General features: G+C 31.9%; 15 protein-coding genes. 5 read left to right on the top strand and 10 right to left on the bottom strand.

Annotated features, from left to right (window positions below; translation table 11 throughout):
* On the top strand, positions 1-393 hold a 393-nt coding region (locus tag DP68_RS13095; RefSeq protein WP_291549152.1), incomplete at its 5' end, for a sodium/glutamate symporter.
* A gap of 559 nt (positions 394-952) precedes the next feature.
* Positions 953-2,143: a sodium/glutamate symporter gene (gltS, locus tag DP68_RS13090; RefSeq protein WP_035310250.1), complete on the top strand. Its 1,191-nt coding sequence runs from the start codon at positions 953-955 to the stop codon at positions 2,141-2,143.
* 136 nt (positions 2,144-2,279) lie between these two features.
* Here gltS and DP68_RS13085 read toward each other — a convergent pair whose 3' ends face one another.
* The 10 genes from DP68_RS13085 to DP68_RS13040 form a co-directional block, all read right to left on the bottom strand.
* Positions 2,280-6,584 carry a 2-hydroxyacyl-CoA dehydratase gene (locus tag DP68_RS13085; RefSeq protein ID WP_035310248.1) on the bottom strand — a complete coding sequence of 1,435 codons (4,305 nt, stop codon included), beginning with the start codon at positions 6,582-6,584 and terminating at the stop codon, positions 2,280-2,282.
* Between the two features lie 149 nt (positions 6,585-6,733).
* A complete protein-coding gene (locus tag DP68_RS13080; RefSeq protein WP_035310246.1) occupies positions 6,734-7,342 on the bottom strand; it encodes a V-type ATP synthase subunit D in 609 nt (202 codons plus the stop codon).
* Entirely contained in the window at positions 7,342-8,721 is a 1,380-nt protein-coding gene (locus DP68_RS13075) for a V-type ATP synthase subunit B (protein ID WP_035310244.1), read from the bottom strand. Before DP68_RS13075 ends, DP68_RS13080 begins: the two co-directional genes overlap by 1 nt.
* Positions 8,722-8,723: 2 nt before the next feature.
* The gene (locus tag DP68_RS13070) at positions 8,724-10,496 is read right to left on the bottom strand and encodes a V-type ATP synthase subunit A (protein WP_035310243.1); all 1,773 of its coding nucleotides are present in this window, start codon (positions 10,494-10,496) and stop codon (positions 8,724-8,726) included.
* 6 nt (positions 10,497-10,502) lie between these two features.
* Positions 10,503-11,129, bottom strand: coding sequence for a V-type ATP synthase subunit E family protein (locus tag DP68_RS13065; RefSeq protein WP_035310242.1), 627 nt, complete (start codon positions 11,127-11,129; stop codon positions 10,503-10,505).
* An 18-nt stretch (positions 11,130-11,147) separates the two neighbouring features.
* Positions 11,148-11,456: a V-type ATP synthase subunit F gene (locus DP68_RS13060; protein WP_035310240.1), complete on the bottom strand. Its 309-nt coding sequence runs from the start codon at positions 11,454-11,456 to the stop codon at positions 11,148-11,150.
* 18 nt (positions 11,457-11,474) lie between these two features.
* Positions 11,475-11,900, bottom strand: coding sequence for an ATP synthase subunit C (locus DP68_RS13055; RefSeq protein ID WP_035310238.1), 426 nt, complete (start codon positions 11,898-11,900; stop codon positions 11,475-11,477).
* Between the two features lie 25 nt (positions 11,901-11,925).
* Positions 11,926-13,917, bottom strand: a complete 1,992-nt coding sequence (locus tag DP68_RS13050) for a V-type ATPase 116kDa subunit family protein (RefSeq protein ID WP_035310237.1) — start codon at positions 13,915-13,917, stop codon at positions 11,926-11,928.
* Positions 13,918-13,937: 20 nt separating this feature from the next.
* Entirely contained in the window at positions 13,938-14,981 is a 1,044-nt protein-coding gene (locus DP68_RS13045; protein WP_035310234.1) for a V-type ATPase subunit, read from the bottom strand.
* A gap of 2 nt (positions 14,982-14,983) precedes the next feature.
* Positions 14,984-15,307: a hypothetical protein gene (locus DP68_RS13040; protein ID WP_035310232.1), complete on the bottom strand. Its 324-nt coding sequence runs from the start codon at positions 15,305-15,307 to the stop codon at positions 14,984-14,986.
* 329 nt (positions 15,308-15,636) lie between these two features.
* Between DP68_RS13040 and DP68_RS13035 the strand changes: the two genes are divergently transcribed.
* From DP68_RS13035 to DP68_RS13025, 3 genes are all read left to right on the top strand, one after another.
* Positions 15,637-16,398, top strand: a complete 762-nt coding sequence (locus DP68_RS13035; RefSeq protein ID WP_035310231.1) for an ABC transporter ATP-binding protein — start codon at positions 15,637-15,639, stop codon at positions 16,396-16,398.
* Complete coding sequence (locus DP68_RS13030; RefSeq protein WP_035310230.1) at positions 16,398-17,201, top strand: ABC transporter permease; 804 nt, start codon at positions 16,398-16,400, stop codon at positions 17,199-17,201. Before DP68_RS13035 ends, DP68_RS13030 begins: the two co-directional genes overlap by 1 nt.
* A gap of 107 nt (positions 17,202-17,308) precedes the next feature.
* The gene (locus tag DP68_RS13025; protein WP_035310228.1) at positions 17,309-17,662 is read left to right on the top strand and encodes a tetratricopeptide repeat protein; all 354 of its coding nucleotides are present in this window, start codon (positions 17,309-17,311) and stop codon (positions 17,660-17,662) included.
* Positions 17,663-17,736: the final 74 nt, after the last annotated feature.

The following is a 17,736-nucleotide window of genomic DNA, read 5'->3' as shown; positions in this document are numbered from 1 at the left end:
GTTAATCAAAAATGTATGGATGTTATAGGTTCAATCGGACTTAACGTATTCTTATCAATGGCTTTAATAAGCTTAAAGCTTTGGGAACTTGCTGATGTAGCTGGCCCAATGCTTGTAATATTAGTAACTCAGACAGTTATGATGTTCTTATTTGCATCATTTGTTACATTCAACTTAACTGGTAAAGACTATGATGCTGCTGTAATGTCAGCTGGTCACTGCGGATTTGGTATGGGAGCTACTCCTGTTGCTATGGCTAATATGAAATCCGTTGTAGAAAGATTCGGAGCAGCTCCAAGAGCATTCTTCGTATTACCTATAGTTGGTGCATTCTTAATAGACTTTGCTAATTCATTAATTATAACTACATTCGTAAATATATTCGGAAAATAATATTTTAACAAAATAAAAGGCGTTGTTGGACAAGTTCCTCAATGCCTTTTATTGTATAATTCGTTATATAATAGTCTTATCTATAGCCTTACTAGCCTACTTCCCTAATAATATATTTTATAATATGACCACACACTCATAAATTCCTTCATTTTCAATTAGTTACAACATTTTGGTGTTTTATAAGTTGTCACCAATATGTATAAGCATATGTTTAAAATAAATTTAACTAACTCAAACTTCTCCTAACTTAAACAAGTTACTTGTTTAACAAACATTTCATACTAATAAAAACTCTCCTATAAATCAACACTTATTTTACCGTTTATTTGTCTTTTTTCTCGACATTGCGACTCAAAATTCTAGTTTTTTTCTGAAAAATATTTTATTATTAAAATTATTTATAAAAAAATGTTGAATTATGAAAATATTTATGCTAGTATATTAACTGTTCCTTAAGGATACCGGATATATACTTAATTTTTAACTTTATAGTATTTTTACATAATTATTTTTTTAACAATCTATGAATAATTTATTAAGAAAGGTGGTATTTTTAATGCAGTTTAAATTAGACATGATGCAAACCACAGCTGTAGCAGTTGTTGTATACTACTTCGGTGGATGGCTCAGATCAAAAGTAAGCATACTTGAAAAATTCTGTATACCTGCACCAGTTGTTGGTGGACTTGTATTTGCAATTGTAAACCTTATACTAAGACAAAATGGAATTTTAAAACTTGAAATGGATACTACGTTACAATCTCCTTTTATGATGGTATTCTTTACTACAATAGGTATGGGTGCTAGCATAGACTTAATAAAAAAAGGTGGATTACAGGTTGTTATATTCTGGTTACTTGCTTCAGTGCTTTGTATATTCCAGGATGGTTTAAGTGTTATATTATCAAATATACTTGGAATCGATCCAAAGCTTGGATTAATTGCAGGTTCTATAACTATGACAGGTGGACATGGTACTGGTGCTGCCTTTGGTGCTTTATTCGAAAGCCAAGGTATGCAAGGAGCAGTTACTGCTGCAATGGCAGCTGCAACTTTCGGACTAGTTATGGGTTCTATAATAGGCGGACCTATAGGACAAGGTCTTATTAAAAGAAAAGGTTTAAAGCCTTCTATTTCTAAAGAGGCTCAGAATACTGCTGCTGCTTCTGCTGAAGTTGTAGAGGAAATTACTTATAATGAGTTATTCAAAACTCTTGCTATAGTTTTAGTTTCAATAGGTATTGGTGCAGTACTTGGAAACTTCTTCAAGAACATGGGACTAACTCTTCCAGCTTACGTTAGTGCAATGATCATTGCTGCTATAATACTAAACGTTGGCGAATCTACTGGTAAATGGCATATTAATGCAAAATGTACAGATGCGATTGGAAATATAGGATTAAACGTATTCCTTTCAATGGCTTTAATAGGATTAAAGTTATGGGAACTTGCAGATATAGCAGGTCCAATGCTTATAATATTAGTTTCTCAAACTATACTTATGGCATTATTCTCATCATTTATTACATTTAACTTTATGGGTAAGGATTTCGATGCTGCAATTGCTGCTGCTGGACACTGCGGATTTGGTATGGGAGCTACTCCAAATGGTATAGCTAACATGACATCAGTTTCTGAAAAATTCGGACCAGCTCCAAGAGCATTCTTCGTATTACCTATAGTTGGTGCATTCCTAATAGACTTTACAAATGCAATCATAATTACTGCATTCGTAAACTTCTTCTAATAAACTTAATTATTAGTCACTATTTTATAGTTGATAAATTTTAAAGAAGTTCCGCTAAAACGGAACTTCTTTTTATATTAAATGATTAACTTATTTATTTAAACTTTCTTATAACTTATTAATTACCATCTATATTTTACATTCCCAAATGAAGTCCTTCGTTATAATCTTGCACAAAATCTTGTTTTTTCTCTTTGTGACGTACTGTATTTTGTTCAAACTGAAGATTTTTATTTGCCACGGATAGCATAAGTTTTATTCTATTCAACTGATTTACTTCACTGGCACCAGGGTCATAATCTATAGCAGCTATATTTGCACCTGGATAAATCCTTTTAAGTTCCTTTATCATCCCCTTGCCTGTCACATGATTTGGAAGACATGCAAAAGGCTGCATACATATTATATTTTTAACTCCAGTTTCAATAAGTTCTACCATCTCACCAGTTAAAAACCACCCTTCCCCTGTTTGATTTCCTAAGGAAAGTATTTTCGATGCTCCTTCAGCTAAAACTTCAATGCTTTGCGGAGCACTAAATCTATCACTATATTTCAGTGCCTTTTTCATTTCTTTTCTATAAAGCTCCATAAATTTTATAGCAGAACTCGAAATAACAGCTGCAACCTTCGAACCTGAAAGTTCTTCATATTTATATATAGCACCATGAGCACAATACATAAAAAAATCTAAAAGATCAGGCACTACTACTTCTGCTCCTTCTTTTTCTAAAATGTCTATCACTTCATTGTTTGCAGTTGGATGAAATTTTACCAATATCTCTCCCACCACTCCAACTTTAGGTTTTATAATATTCTTTATCTCTAGGCTATCAAACTCTTTAACTATACTCCAAATATTATTTTCAAACTCCTGATGATTTCCACTTTTTATACTATTCTTGCACTTATCCATCCATTTTCTAAAAAGCTGATTAGTAGAACCAGGAATTTTTTCATAAGGTCTTACTTTATAAAGTACTCTCATAAGTAAATCTCCATAAATAAGCGCCATAAGTCCTTTATTAATAAGACTTAAACTTACTTTAAATCCTGGATTTTTCTCGAGACCTCCTACATTCGCAGATATAACAGGAATTCCACTAAAACCTGCTTCTTTTAATGCTCTTCTTAAAAAAGCTATATAATTTGTAGCTCTACACCCTCCCCCAGTTTGAGATATTATAACTGAAGTGTTGCCCAAATCATACTCTCCAGATTTTAAAGCTTCAATTATCTGACCTACTACTACTATAGATGGGTAGCAAGCATCATTATTTACATATTTAAGTCCTTCATCTATGGCACTTCTATCTACAGATGGAAGTATTTCTAGATTATATCCCGCTTCATTAAAAGCTTCTTGTACTAATTCAAAATGTATTGGCGCCATTTGTGGGCAAAGTATTGTATGTCTTTTTTTCATTTCCTTTGTAAAAATTACTCTCTTCTCTGGTTCAATTATCTTATGTGGCACAAAACCATTTTTATCTCTTTCTTGCATTGCAGCCATTAAAGATCTTACTCTTATTTTTACTGCACCTAAATTACTTCCTTCATCTATTTTAAGTACAGTATATATTTTCCCATAGGAATTTAATATTTCCTGTACCTGATCTGTGGTTACAGCATCAAGTCCGCAGCCAAAAGAATTAAGCTGTATAAGTTCTAAATCTTTTTCCTTAGCTACAAAACTTGCTGCAGCATAAAGTCGTGAATGATAAACCCATTGATCTACAACATTTAAAGGTCTTTCTACATTACCTAACTGTGCTATTGAATCTTCTGTCAGCACAGCTATACCAAAAGATGTTATGACTTCAGGAATCCCATGATTTATTTCAGGATCTAAATGATATGGTCTCCCCGCTAACACTACTCCTTTTTTACCTGTAGTATTTAAATATTTTACTACTTCTTCGCCTTTTATTCGTATATCACTTTTAACCTTCTTATCCTCTTCATATGCAAGTTTTAACGCTCTTTGAAGTTCAACATTTGAAATATTAAATTCACTTAACTCATCTCTTAGCCTTTTAAACATCTTCTTTTCGTCATCAAGAGGTAAAAATGGATTCATAAATTTAATATGTCTTTCATTTAATATATCCATATTATTTTTAATTACTTCAGGGTAAGATGTAACTATAGGACAATTAAAATGATTATTTGCTTCTTTAAATTCCTTTTGTTCATAAGGAATGGAAGGATAAAATATAAAATTCACCCCCCTGTTCACAAGACTCATTATGTGTCCATGAACAATCTTTGCTGGATAGCACGCAGATTCTGAAGGTATCGTTTCTAGCCCAAGTTCATAAATAGTTTTAGATGATCTAGGTGAAATTTCCACTCTGAATCTAAGTTCATTAAAAAATGTAAACCAAAATGGATAATTCTCATACATATTTAAAACTCTTGGTATTCCTACACTTCCTCTTATAGCCTCTTCCTTTTTCAAAGGAATATAGTTGAATAGTCTTTTATATTTATATTCAAATAAGTTTGGTACATCTTCACTAGAGCTTTCTTTTTCTACTCCTCTTTCACATCTATTACCTGAAATAAACTTAGAACTATCTGAAAAATTATTCACAGTCAAAAGACAATTATTTGCACACTTTCCACACCTTTTCATAGATGTATTCCATTTAAAACTTTCAAGTTCTTCTAACGGAATCAGTGTAGTAATATGCGCTTCCTTATATCTTTCCTTTGAAATAATGGCTGCTCCAAAAGCTCCCATAAGACCTGCTATATCAGGCCTCACAGCCTCTCTTTCTGAAACACACTCAAAGGCCCGAAGTACTGCATCGTTGTAAAAGGTTCCTCCTTGGACAATTGGCTTTTCCCCTAAACCTTCAGCATTTCTCACCTTTATAACCTTGAAAAGTGCATTTTTTATTACAGAATACGATAATCCTGCAGATATATCACCTACAGTGGCTCCTTCTTTTTGGGCTTGTTTAACTTTGGAGTTCATAAACACGGTACATCTTGAACCTAAATCCACTGGCTTTTTAGAAATAAGCGCTTCCTTAGCAAAATCCTGCACCCTCATATTAAGGGAATTTGCAAATGTCTCAATAAAAGAACCGCAGCCCGAAGAACACGCTTCATTTAACATTATGCTATCTATTACCCCGTTCTTTATTTTAAGGCATTTCATATCCTGTCCACCGATATCTAATATAAAATCTACCCCTGGTAGAAAGAAATCTGCAGCCTTATAATGAGCAATAGTTTCTACTTCACCTATATCTACAGATAAGGCATTCTTTATTAAACCTTCTCCATAACCTGTTATAGTAGAATTTGCAATTCTAGCCTCTTTAGGTAATTTTCCATAAAGATCTTTCAAAACATTAATCACAGATTTTAAAGGATTCCCTTCATTACTCCCATAATAAGAATATAAAAGCTCACCTTTTTCGTTAATTAAAGCTACTTTAGTTGTAGTGGAACCTGCATCTATACCTAAGTAACAGTTTCCCTTATGTTCTTTTATATCTTTAGTTTTTACTTTATTTTCATCATGTCTTTTCTTAAATTTTAATAACTCTTCTTCAGATGAAAATAATGGCTGCAATGCTTTAGTTTCTTCATTTATATCTTCATTCAATACTTTTAATCTGTCATTTAATTCACTAAACTTAATTGCTTTACCATCTATTGATGAAATTGCAGCTCCCATGGCAACAAAAATCTGAGAGTTTTCCGGAAAGATAACTTCTTCTTCTTTTAAATTCAATGTTTCTATAAACCTTTGCCTTAGTTCTGATAAAAAACAAAGTGGACCACCTAAAAAAGCCACATTACCCTTTATAACTTTTCCACAAGCAAGTCCACTAATGGTTTGATTAACTACAGCTTGAAATATTGAAGCCGCTATGTCCTCTTTAGCCGCTCCTTCATTTAAAAGAGGTTGTACATCAGTTTTTGCAAAAACCCCACATCTAGCTGCAATAGAATATATTACATTGTAATTTCTAGCAAGCTCGTTTAATCCTTCTGCATCAGTCTTAAGAAGCGCTGCCATTTGATCTATGAACGCCCCCGTGCCCCCTGCGCAGGTTCCATTCATCCTTTGGTCAAGGCCACCCCGGAAAAAGGTTATTTTTGCATCTTCTCCTCCAAGTTCTATGGCAACATCTGTTTCAGGTATAAATTTATCTATAGTAGTTGTACATGCTATTACTTCTTGGATAAAAGGTATATTAATCCACTTAGAAACTGCAAGGCCACCAGATCCAGTAACCATTATAGTTACGTGATAATCGCTAAAGATTTTATAGGTTTCTTTTATTACTTTTATCATAGTGCTTTTAATGTCTGAAAAATGCCTTTCATATTTGCTATATAACACATTAAAATAATCATCTAATACTGCAATTTTCACAGTGGTAGAACCCACATCTAATCCCAAATGCAATACCTTTTTCATAGCTTTCTCACCTTTTTAAACTTTCTATTTAATTAATTTTTAGTTGAAAAATACCCATATATTTTAAATATATGGGTATTATATAATTTTCATACCTTTAAAGCAAATCACAGAAAAGGCTAATTTATTCTTAAAAGTGCCAACTTTTCTTACTTTTTCTTCTTTACAACTTTAAGCCTAAAGAAATCTTCTCTTTCCTTCTCTTCTAATACTTCACTAATGCTTTTAACAGTTGCCTTAAACCTTGGTATTTGTATGTTTTCTAATGCATTGGCTCTTTTCTGTGTTTTTTTAACTTCCATCGCAAGTCTATATATTGCATTTTCTAATTCCGCTAGCTCATATATGAGATATTTTACTTCATTAAAACTTTTATACGCTAAATCCATTGCAGTATTACTCTTATAAAATCCATAGGATGGCTTTATATCTTCTTTGTTAAAATATACACGAGGAACTTCCACCCCCATAACAGACTTAAAAAGTATATCATAATCATTTGCTTCAGGAACTGCCATAGCTATTTCTTCAACTTCATATATACCCATGGTTATATTAGCTCTTTCAAGTGCCTTATAAGCTTCTGAAAATATTTTATTGATTTTATCTTGAATACTTTTTGCCTTATCCACATACTCCATAAGTTCTCGTATAAGTACATTTCTTTTTCTATCTAAAAGTTCAAAACCCTGTTTAGAAAACTCAAGTGAGCTTTTTGCACTTATTAAATTCGCTTTGGTAGGAGCTAGATTTTCCATTAAGCTTCACCTCTGTAATATACATCAAGTATTTTGGGATTTACTCTATCAAGTTCCCCCTTAGGTAAAATTGAAAGTATATCCCATGCTAAATCTAAAGTTTCCTCTATACTTCTATCCTCTTCAAACCCCTGTTTTAAAAATCTTTCTTCAAATTGTCTTCCAAATTCTACGTATATTTTATCTATTTCCGACAATTCATCTTCCCCTATTACTTGAGCCAGCGCTACTACATCCTGAACATGAGAATAGCTTGAAAAAAGCTGATTTGACACATCTGGATGATCTACTCTTGTGTAATCTTCACCTATTCCGTCTTTCATAAGTCTTGATAATGATGGAAGTATATTTACCGGAGGATATATATTTTTTTGGTATATACCTCTATTTAAAACTATTTGCCCTTCTGTAATATACCCTGTTAAATCAGGTATAGGATGGGTAATATCATCATTTGGCATTGTAAGTATTGGTATTTGTGTTATAGATCCCTCTCTCCCTTTCATCATTCCAGCTCTTTCATAAAGAGAAGCTAAATCCGAATAAAGATATCCCGGATACCCTTTCCTACTTGGCACTTCTTCCCTGGAAGATGAAATTTCTCTTAGTGCTTCTGAATAGTTAGTTATATCAGTCATTATTACCAATATGTGCATTCCCTTTTCAAATGCAAGGTATTCTGCTGCAGTTAATGCACAGCGTGGGGTTGCAATTCTTTCCACTATGGGGTCATCTGCTAAATTAGTATACATAACAACCCTTTCTAGAACTCCTGCTTCTTCAAACTTTTTTCTGAAAAAATTTGCATCATCATGCTTTATTCCCATAGCTGCAAATACTACTGCAAACTCACCCTTTGAATTTCCGCTTAACTTTGCCTGTCTTACAATTTGAGCAGCTAATTCGTTATGCGGCATGCCATTTCCAGAAAATATAGGTAGCTTTTGTCCTCTGATGAGAGTACTTAGGCAATCTATTGAAGATATACCTGTTTCAATAAAATTTCGCGGATATTTTCTAGCAGCAGGATTCATAGGTCTTCCGTTCACATTATATTTAGTACTTGTATATATTTTCCCACCACCATCTCGGGGCTCTCCCACTCCATTAAATTCCCTTCCCAAGATATCCTCTGAGAGGCTTATAGAAAGAGGCCCTCCTGTGAAACTTACAGCAGTATTTTGAGTAGATATGCCAGTAGTTGTTTCAAATACCTGTATTACCACCTTATCTCCATCTATTTGAACTACCTTACCCTTTTTTCTTTCATTTTCATTTACTACTATATCAACTATTTCATCATAAGATACTCCCTTTACCTCAGATAATACTATTAAAGGGCCTTGAATTTTATCTAAAGTTAAATATTCCTTTTTCATATCTACTCCTCCTTTCTACCATATTGCTCTATAAGCTCTTTATAAAAGTTTTTAACCTTTTCTTCCAATAAATCTATACCGCTTAAATCCTCATTTGGTATATTATATTTTATTTTCGTGATTTCCTCATATAAATCTTTATTTTTTATTTTAGAAATCGGGATACCTTGCTTTACTGCCATATTTGAGCATTCATATAAATTATTTATAAGATTTAGCATTTTAAACTGCTTATTTAATGGTACAAAAGTATCTTCTTTGTGATAAGCATTTTGCTGCAGAAATCCAATTCTTATTATTTTTGCAATTTCAAGAATAAGCCTTTGGTCATCTGGGAGCACGTCTTCTCCCACAAGCTTTACTATTTCTTGAAGCTTATCTTCTTCGAATAATATCTTAAGTATTTTTCCTCGTAACTCCATCATTGTATCTGAAATATTTTCCTCATACCAATCTGTAAGCATGGAAATGTATCCACTATAGCTTGTTAGCCAGTTTATGGCTGGGTAATGCCTTGCATATGCAAGTTTCTTATCCAAGCTTAAGAATGAGCTTACAAATCTTTTTGTATTCTGAGTTACAGGCTCAGAGAAATCTCCTCCAGCTGGGGATACAGCTCCTATAACCGTTAAAGACCCTTCCGTTCCATTTAAATTTTCAACATAACCTGCTCTTTCATAAAACTCTGCAATTCTTGTAGGTAAATATGCTGGATATCCTTCTTCAGCAGGCATTTCCTCTAGTCTTCCAGAAATCTCCCTTAACGCTTCTGCCCAACGCGATGTTGAATCTGCCATTATGGCAACATGATATCCCATATCTCTAAAATATTCAGCAATTGTAATTCCAGTATAAATAGAAGCTTCCCTTGCTGCCACAGGCATATTTGAGGTATTTGCAATTAGAACTGTCCTATTCATTAAAGGCATATTTGTTTTAGGATCTATTAATTTTGGAAAATCTTCTAATACCTCTGTCATCTCATTTCCTCTTTCACCGCAGCCAATATACACTATTAAGTCAGCATCAGACCACTTTGCAAGCTGATGTTGAGTCATAGTTTTTCCTGTACCAAATCCCCCTGGAATTGCAACAGTTCCTCCTTTTGCTATAGGGAAAAAAGTATCTAATATTCGTTGTCCTGTGATTAATGGAACAGTTAGTGCTTTTCTTTCTTTTACAGGCCTTGGCTTTCTTACTGGCCACATTTGATAAAGAGGAAGTTCATATTCCTTTTGATCTTTTAATAGCTTTATAACTCTTTTCTCTATATTATAATTTCCACTTTCCGCTGCCCATATAACTTTTCCTTCCACACCTGGTGGAACCATAAGCTTATGCTTTAAAAGTGGGGTTTCCTGAACCTCGGCATACACATCTCCAGACTTTAAATATTCTTCTGTCTTAGCCTTTATAGAAACTTCCCAAAGCTTTTCATCATCTAAAGAAATAAGTCCTATACCCTCTGGAATAAATCCATAGGACAACTGGTTTAGCTTTTCTAGAGGCCTTTCTATTCCATCAAATATATTTCCTATAATGCCTGGTCCCAATTTCAGCGATAACGGCCTATTCGTAGATACAATGTTTTCTCCTGCTTTAAGCCCTCCTGTCTCTTCATACACCTGTATGGTTCCTATATCTCCTTCTAATATAATTACTTCTCCTATAAGTTTTCGCTCTCCTACCATTACCATTTCTCTCATTTGAAATTCACTCATACCTGAGGCTTTTACAACAGGACCATTTATTCCAATTACTGTTCCTTCCTTCATAAGATTTTACGCCTCCTCATTTAACTCATCCATAACCTTAGTACCTACTTCTTCCTTTAATTCATATATCTTGTGAATCAGGCTATTATCTATTCTAAATTTCTTATCTTCATCCTCTAATATAAAGCCTCCAATTATGTCAACTTTTGAAGGTTTTATATTAAAGGACTGTGAGATATCTTTCAGTTCCTCTTCTATATCCTCTTTATATTTCTCAATATCTTTTTCTGATAAATATAAAATAAAGCTTTCTGGTACTTCTAGAACTTCATTACTCTTTAAACTTTTAATTTCGTTTAACAAATAACTTCCATATTCTTCTGTACTGCTGTATTCCGTTATACCTTTCTTTACTTCCTCTATTGTCTCCGTTATTATTTCTTCTTTTATATTTAAGAGTTTTCTTTGGGTATCCATTTTAACTTTAGATACTTTTTCCCTTTGTTTTGCTGTAATCTTCTTTTCTATATCCTTTATAGTTTTTTCTTTATAGTTTTTTAATTTTGCATTTTCCTTTAATAGGATTTCATTTATTTCGCTACTAGCTTTCTCCTCTTGCTTCTTAAACTGCTCATCTATCTCGCTAAAAACTATTTTGGTAAATAACTTCAACTTATCTTCAATACTAGTCATATATATCACCTCAAATCTTTAAAGTTTTAGTCCTATAGCTTCTTTTACATAATTTAAAAGATGATCTTCTCCCCTTTTAGAACCATGTCTGTCAGGTATTTCTACCACAAGAGGCAACAATTTAGACAATTTTATTTCACTTAGCTCCTCTGAAACAAGCTCTGCAATTTTTTCTGTAATTATTATAGTGCTTATTTCTTTATCCTTTAATAAATTCTCCAATATTTCTAACACTTCTTCTCTTTTATGAACCACACTTCCTCTTATTCCTGCTATTTTAAGTCCTACTAGACTATCTACATTATCACTTATTAAAAAAGCTTTCATAATTGTAAACTCCTTAAGTTAAAGTCTTGAAAGTATCATTATAGAAATTATAAGTCCATATATAGCAATACCTTCTGCAAGTCCTACATATATAAGTGTTTTACCTAATATTTTAGGATCTTCTGATACTGCACCAAGCGCTGAAGAGCCAACTACACCTACTGCATAGCCTGCACCTATAGTTGCAAGTCCTGTACATAATGCTGCTGCAATGTATCCCATTCCTGAAGCAGTTGCAATTGAGGTAGTTTCCGCTGCACTTACTATGTCTGGAATCATAAATATTATTGCAGCACTTATAACTGGAATAAACGCCCCAAGGTTTATTTTAAGTGCTCTTTTAACTCTTGTATTTCCTTCTAAATCATCCTTAGCCTTTTCTGTGAATCCATAAGTTATTGTTCCTAAAACTATGCAAAAGGTAATTAATAATAAATAGAACATTATTTTTCCTCCTCATTTTATAAATTTAAATATTTTCATTAATTAAACTTTTACTATTATTAAGCTTTATTGGTTGGAATTCTATGCCCCCTCCTTCGTAATACTTACTAAACAGTTCATAATATTCCAGCCTCAATCCTTGAATAAATACTATAAGCCCTTCAAGACCAATTATTATGATGTTTCCTAAAATATACATCAATATACTTCCTGCTTCAGAATTCATCATGTTTGCTAGTGAACTAAATGCAATAAATAGCCCCACATGATTCAATGCAAAAGCTCCTACCCTAATAAAAGATATAGTATTTGAAAACATTCCTAGGAGAGTTTCCAACACTCCAAATCCTCCTTCTATAAAATAATCACTTTTACTTTCACTATAAAGTGGACGTATTCCTTTTATTAAATTGGATAACGGCTCTTTAAACACCATAATCATGAGCATTGATATAAATAAAACTATCCATATTGAAGTTTTAAATGTATCTATTCCCAATACCTTTGAATAGGCAAAGTATAACAGGAGAATATAAAATAGGAGACCATTTACTCCATCCTTCCCAAATACTCCATTTTTTATATCCTTTCTTTTAAAGTTATTAAGCAAGCTAAATATGAATCCTACTATTAAAAGCATACATCCAAATACTACTGCCAGAATTAAAACATCTTGTATATTTTCCATAGGTCTTATAAATGCTGCTGGAATTACATCTTCAAATCCAAATACACTTCCATACAGAAACCCAAATATAGCCGAACTTATTCCTAACCTTGCAAGTATTCCTCCTAAATTTACTCTTCTCATCTTATACTTTAAAAATAATCCTGCAATCAAAAATACAAGTCCTTGACCTACATCTCCAAACATAGCTCCAAATATAATCATATAACTAATTCCTAAAAACAATGTAGGATCTGTTTCATCATAGGACGGAGTTCCATACATATTTACCATAACTTCAAATGGCCTTACAATAGAATTATTCTTAAGTCTTGTAGGCGGAGTTATTGTTTTATTAGTCATTTTACTAGGTTCCTTACTTAAAACAATTATCTTATTTCCGAAGCTATTTAACTTTTCATTAAGACTTCCTATTTCATCTTCTGGAACCCATCCACAAAGATAAAAGAATTCGTTTGTACATGCCGCATAATCCTTTAGCTCAGAAGTTTTTAGCTGAAGTTTTAGACTTACATTGAGTATATTTATTTCTTGTTTATTTTCCTCATATATTTTTTTCATCTGTGCTTCTAGTTCTAATATTTCTCTTTGCAGTTCATTAAACTCCTGTTTTAGTTTTTCTTGTATTTCAATTGGAGTTCCTTCATATTGCCATGGCATTTCAACAGTTTCTAAATTTAAGGAATTCAGTATTCTATCTGATTCATTTTTTAGCATCTTAGGAGTTATGATTATTACTACTCTATAATCCTTAGCCTTATATACCTTCTTCACCATGGAGGGTATATTTTCATAATTAATCTTTAATTTATGCGAACTTTCAAGTGTTAATTTGTATACCCCTACATGAAAATTTCTTAAGTTTTTTATTTCTTGTAAAGGTACATCTATGTCTTTAAAGTAGGATATATTATTTAAAAATAACTTTACTTTTTCCTGTGCTTCTTTTTTATCTAGTAATTTTTTATAAATTTCTTCAAACTTCCCGTCTATCCTTACTATTTTATCTAAAAGTTCTTCATAGTTTAAAATAAGTTCTTCCTCTTGTACAGGAAAGTTTCTATCCAAACTTACAATTTCTAAAATTCTTTTTATATGTGCTTCTACGGGTGCATAATCTCTTTCATGCACATAAGGCCTTACATAATTTAAATCAATAATTTTTTCTAAGTTATCTTCTGTAGCAGAAACAGTAAAATCCGTAGTATCTATTTCATTCATGGCATTTACAGGGTGTAATCCATTAAAAAGCACCACCTGTTTGGCTACATTTTCAAGTAAATCCATAGTTCCTATAATATTTACCATTTTCATTTTTTCTACGGACACAGAGCCTCACCCCCTAAATTTTAGCAATCGCTTATATATCTATGAATTTCTTCTGAATCTAATGAATATCTTCTGCCTTCAATTATGGATACTATATACTTTATTTCTAAAAGAGCTAATTCTAAATAAGAAACCACTATAGATATATCCATAGGACTTTCTTTGGCATATTTTAAATATAAATTTTTCATATACCTTAATATATCGCTTTCTATTAGATGATCATCCTTTTTTCCTTCTCCAAACACTTCTATATATGGAGTATATCTTATTGAGCTAAATAGTTCCTCCATATTTCTTGAATAGCAGAGATTCTTTAAATCCTTTAAGTGAAGTCTATATCCATCATATATTGTGTAGTTTAATAAGATTTCTGGTGCTATATTATAGTACTTTTTGCCTCTAAAGATCCATTGTATATTTAAAAGATCACTGTATACACCTATTATATTTTTAAGAATTTCTCGGCTTTCCTTATGAATTTTTTCTTCAACCTTTCTAAGTTCACTGAAATACGAAAAATCCAGTGACATTTCTATTCTAAACATCCCTCCCTCTTTTATAGAATTAAGTAGTGGAAAAATATGATTATAATATTTCGTATTCTTAAGTATTTCAGTAGCTTCTTCCATACTTCTAGCTGAAATTAACTCATCATAGTTTATTTGGCTTAATGGACTTTTATAAGTCATAAGCGACTCTATATCTTCGTTTTCTCTCCCTAAATACTTCCCCCTAAGTATTACCTTTAAATCCTCTATTTCAAGTTTCATAAAAAGTACTTTTATTAAACTTTTATAGTCTCCTCTAAGGTAATGACTAAGTTTGTAAAAACTTTCAGTATAAGATCTTTTTAGTATTTTTTCTAATTGCCCTCTATGCAAATCCTGTATATTATAATCTTTTAATGCTTCTTTATAATTTGTATTCTCTTTTAAGTAGCTAAGTGCCTGTACATAATCCTTTGAATTTATAAGTTCTTCATATTGCTCTTTTGTAAGGAGTTTCCCCTTAAGTGCTTTTGCTTTAGTATTGACTGCAGCAAATTGTGCAACACTTCCCATGATTATTCCTCCTTAGTTAATGCAACAATGTTTTTAATGGCATCCTCTACCACCTTATTCTTTATTTTTTCATACTTACTTTTAAATACGCTCTCCTTTTCTTCTAATTGCTTCTGAATATCTGCTATTATCATTTCTTCTTCAAGCTTCTTTTTACTTATTATTTCTTCTTTTATTTTCGAAATTTCCCTGTCTGTTTCCTTCCATAATAATTTCAATTTTTCCTCTGCTTCTTTTTTCTTAATTTTTAATTCTTCTTCCTTTTGCGCTTTTAGTTTCTCTGCTTCTTTATCTATCGATATAATACTTTTAATTGCATTTTGCATATATTCACCCCACTCATATAATCATCATGATAATTATTACTATTTTTTATCCATTTTTTAATATTTATTTGTATATTTTACTCCTGTAATCTTAGATTTAAAAGGAACGCATACCCTAAATCCCTTGAACTAATCAGTGCAAATCTGGTATTTTTTTCATGTAATCAGTCTAGGCAGTTTGCCATTTACTTTTATGGCATATTTTAGTCAAATTGCAAAGCAATTTTTTATAGTATTCTTTTAACCTAATATTCATTATCACTTTAGTCTTTATCTACATATACTAGAATATGACTTTACTGATTGAAAATATTAAGGAGTTGGTTTTAGTGGATAAAGTAGTTGTTAAAGATATATATATGAATTATCACTCTTTATCAAATTCTACGATGGCAATTAACAATATATCATTTACCGTTAAAGATGGTGAATTTTTAAGCATAGTTGGTCCCTCTGGCTGTGGGAAATCAACCGTCTTAAATATAATAGCGGGTCTTTTAAAGCCATCTTCTGGAGAAATATTTATAGATGGGGAAAAGGTAGATAAAGTTTCTTCTAAAGTTGGCTATATGTTTCAAAGAGATCATTTATTTGATTGGCTAACAGTATTGGACAACATTACACTTGGTTTAAAAATTCAACATAACTTAACAGAAGAACGAAAAACGAAAATAGATCAGCTTTTAAAAGATTATAATTTATGGGATTTTAAAAACCATTATCCTAAAGAACTTTCTGGAGGAATGCGTCAAAGGGCTGCTCTCATAAGAACTCTTGCCTTAACTCCCGAAGTACTCCTACTAGATGAACCCTTCTCTGCACTGGATTATCAAACAAGGCTTAATGTAAGTGACGATATATATAATATATTAAAAAAAGAAGGAAAAACAATAATTATGGTAACTCATGATTTATCAGAGGCAATTTCCATGTCTGATAGAGTAATAGTTTTATCCAATAGGCCTGCAGAAATTAAAAGGGAATTAGAGATAAGTTTTTCTGGTTTAGAATGTAAATCGCCTTTAAAATGTAGAGAGGCTTCAAACTTTAGAGTGTACTTTAATGAACTTTGGAAGGAGTTGAATTCCTGATGATTGACTTTAACCAAGAGCGTAAAAATTATATAGAAAATGTCAAGAAAACAAAGTTGAAAATCACCTTAACTAGACTCTTCATATTAATATCATTTTTTGCATTGTGGGAAATTGCAGGACAGCTAAAATGGATAGACCCATTTCTAACCAGTACCCCATCTAGGATGTGGAGGAGTCTTTTAAAAATATACAGTGAAGGCACATTATTTAAGCATATATTCGTCACCTGCTTTGAAACAACAATTGGATTTTTACTTGGAACCATACTTGGAACTCTGGTAGCAATACTTTTGTGGTGGTCGGATTTTTGGTGTAAAGTTCTTGATCCTTATCTTGTAGTTCTAAATGCTCTTCCTAAAGTAGCACTAGCACCTATTATAATATTTTGGGTAGGTAATGGAATGAAGGCAATAATAATGGTTGCATTACTTATATCCATAGTTGTAACAATAATAGGTGTATTGAATGGATTTAAAGAAGTAGATGAAGATAAAATAAAACTTTTAAAAACCTTTGGGGCTAATAAGTGGCAAATACTCTCTCACTTAATCATACCAGCATCTGTTCCTACTTTAGTTTCTGCCCTTAAGATAAACGTTGGTCTTTCTTGGGTTGGGGTTATAATGGGAGAATTTTTAGTAGCAAAGGATGGATTAGGATTCTTGATAATATTCGGAGGACAAATTTCTCAACTTGATATGGTTATGATGAGTATAATTATACTTTCTGTGCTTGCATATATTATGTATGAAGCCGTTACTCTAATAGAAAAAAAATTTAATACTCAATCCCGTAGATAAATTATGAATATTTTTTTCCATTTTGGTTATTATTTCTAATGTAATATTTAAAGATTATATAAAATATATTAGTACTAGAGGAAATGTAACCAAAGGAGGAAGTTTTAATGAATTACTTTCAAGAGGCAAATGATTATTATAATTTAAAAGAATATAAAAAAGCTATATCCCTTTATCAAAAATCAATACTTGTTAAAGAAAACGAAGCAGCTTCTTTATATAATTCTGCAGTATGTTTTATAAAACTTAAAGATTATAACAATGCAATTCCTCTTTTAAAATCTGCAGTAAACTTAAAAAGGGATAGCAAATACTTTTTTAATTTAGGATACTGTTATGCAATGTTAAAGGATAATAAGAAAGCTTTAATATATTTTAATACCGCCTGGGCACTAGACAACGAAGATAAAGATTGCGAAAAAGCTATAGGAATAATTATGAAAAAATATAGAAAGAATTAGAAATTCTGCTCCCACAGAATTTCTTTCTTTTTGCTCGTAAACTCACTGCAAACAGGGCGTTTTCAATATTGAAA

The sequence above is a fragment of the Clostridium sp. HMP27 genome (assembly GCF_000765165.1).
Classification (GTDB): Bacteria; Bacillota; Clostridia; order Clostridiales; family Clostridiaceae; genus Clostridium_AK.
Note: the sequence above shows the minus strand (reverse complement) of the source record. Positions and strands in the feature narration are given on the sequence as shown.

Excerpts from the sequence above, each read along its gene's own strand:
- gltS (WP_035310250.1), top strand. The coding sequence starts at position 953 with ATGCAGTTTAAATTAGACATGATGCAAACCACAGCTGTAGCAGTTGTT.
- DP68_RS13085 (WP_035310248.1), bottom strand. The coding sequence starts at position 6,584 with ATGAAAAAGGTATTGCATTTGGGATTAGATGTGGGTTCTACCACTGTG.
- DP68_RS13080 (WP_035310246.1), bottom strand. The coding sequence starts at position 7,342 with ATGGAAAATCTAGCTCCTACCAAAGCGAATTTAATAAGTGCAAAAAGC.
- DP68_RS13075 (WP_035310244.1), bottom strand. The coding sequence starts at position 8,721 with ATGAAAAAGGAATATTTAACTTTAGATAAAATTCAAGGCCCTTTAATA.
- DP68_RS13070 (WP_035310243.1), bottom strand. The coding sequence starts at position 10,496 with ATGAAGGAAGGAACAGTAATTGGAATAAATGGTCCTGTTGTAAAAGCC.
- DP68_RS13065 (WP_035310242.1), bottom strand. The coding sequence starts at position 11,129 with ATGACTAGTATTGAAGATAAGTTGAAGTTATTTACCAAAATAGTTTTT.
- DP68_RS13060 (WP_035310240.1), bottom strand. The coding sequence starts at position 11,456 with ATGAAAGCTTTTTTAATAAGTGATAATGTAGATAGTCTAGTAGGACTT.
- DP68_RS13055 (WP_035310238.1), bottom strand. The coding sequence starts at position 11,900 with ATGTTCTATTTATTATTAATTACCTTTTGCATAGTTTTAGGAACAATA.
- DP68_RS13045 (WP_035310234.1), bottom strand. The coding sequence starts at position 14,981 with ATGGGAAGTGTTGCACAATTTGCTGCAGTCAATACTAAAGCAAAAGCA.
- DP68_RS13040 (WP_035310232.1), bottom strand. The coding sequence starts at position 15,307 with ATGCAAAATGCAATTAAAAGTATTATATCGATAGATAAAGAAGCAGAG.
- DP68_RS13030 (WP_035310230.1), top strand. The coding sequence starts at position 16,398 with ATGATTGACTTTAACCAAGAGCGTAAAAATTATATAGAAAATGTCAAG.
- DP68_RS13025 (WP_035310228.1), top strand. The coding sequence starts at position 17,309 with ATGAATTACTTTCAAGAGGCAAATGATTATTATAATTTAAAAGAATAT.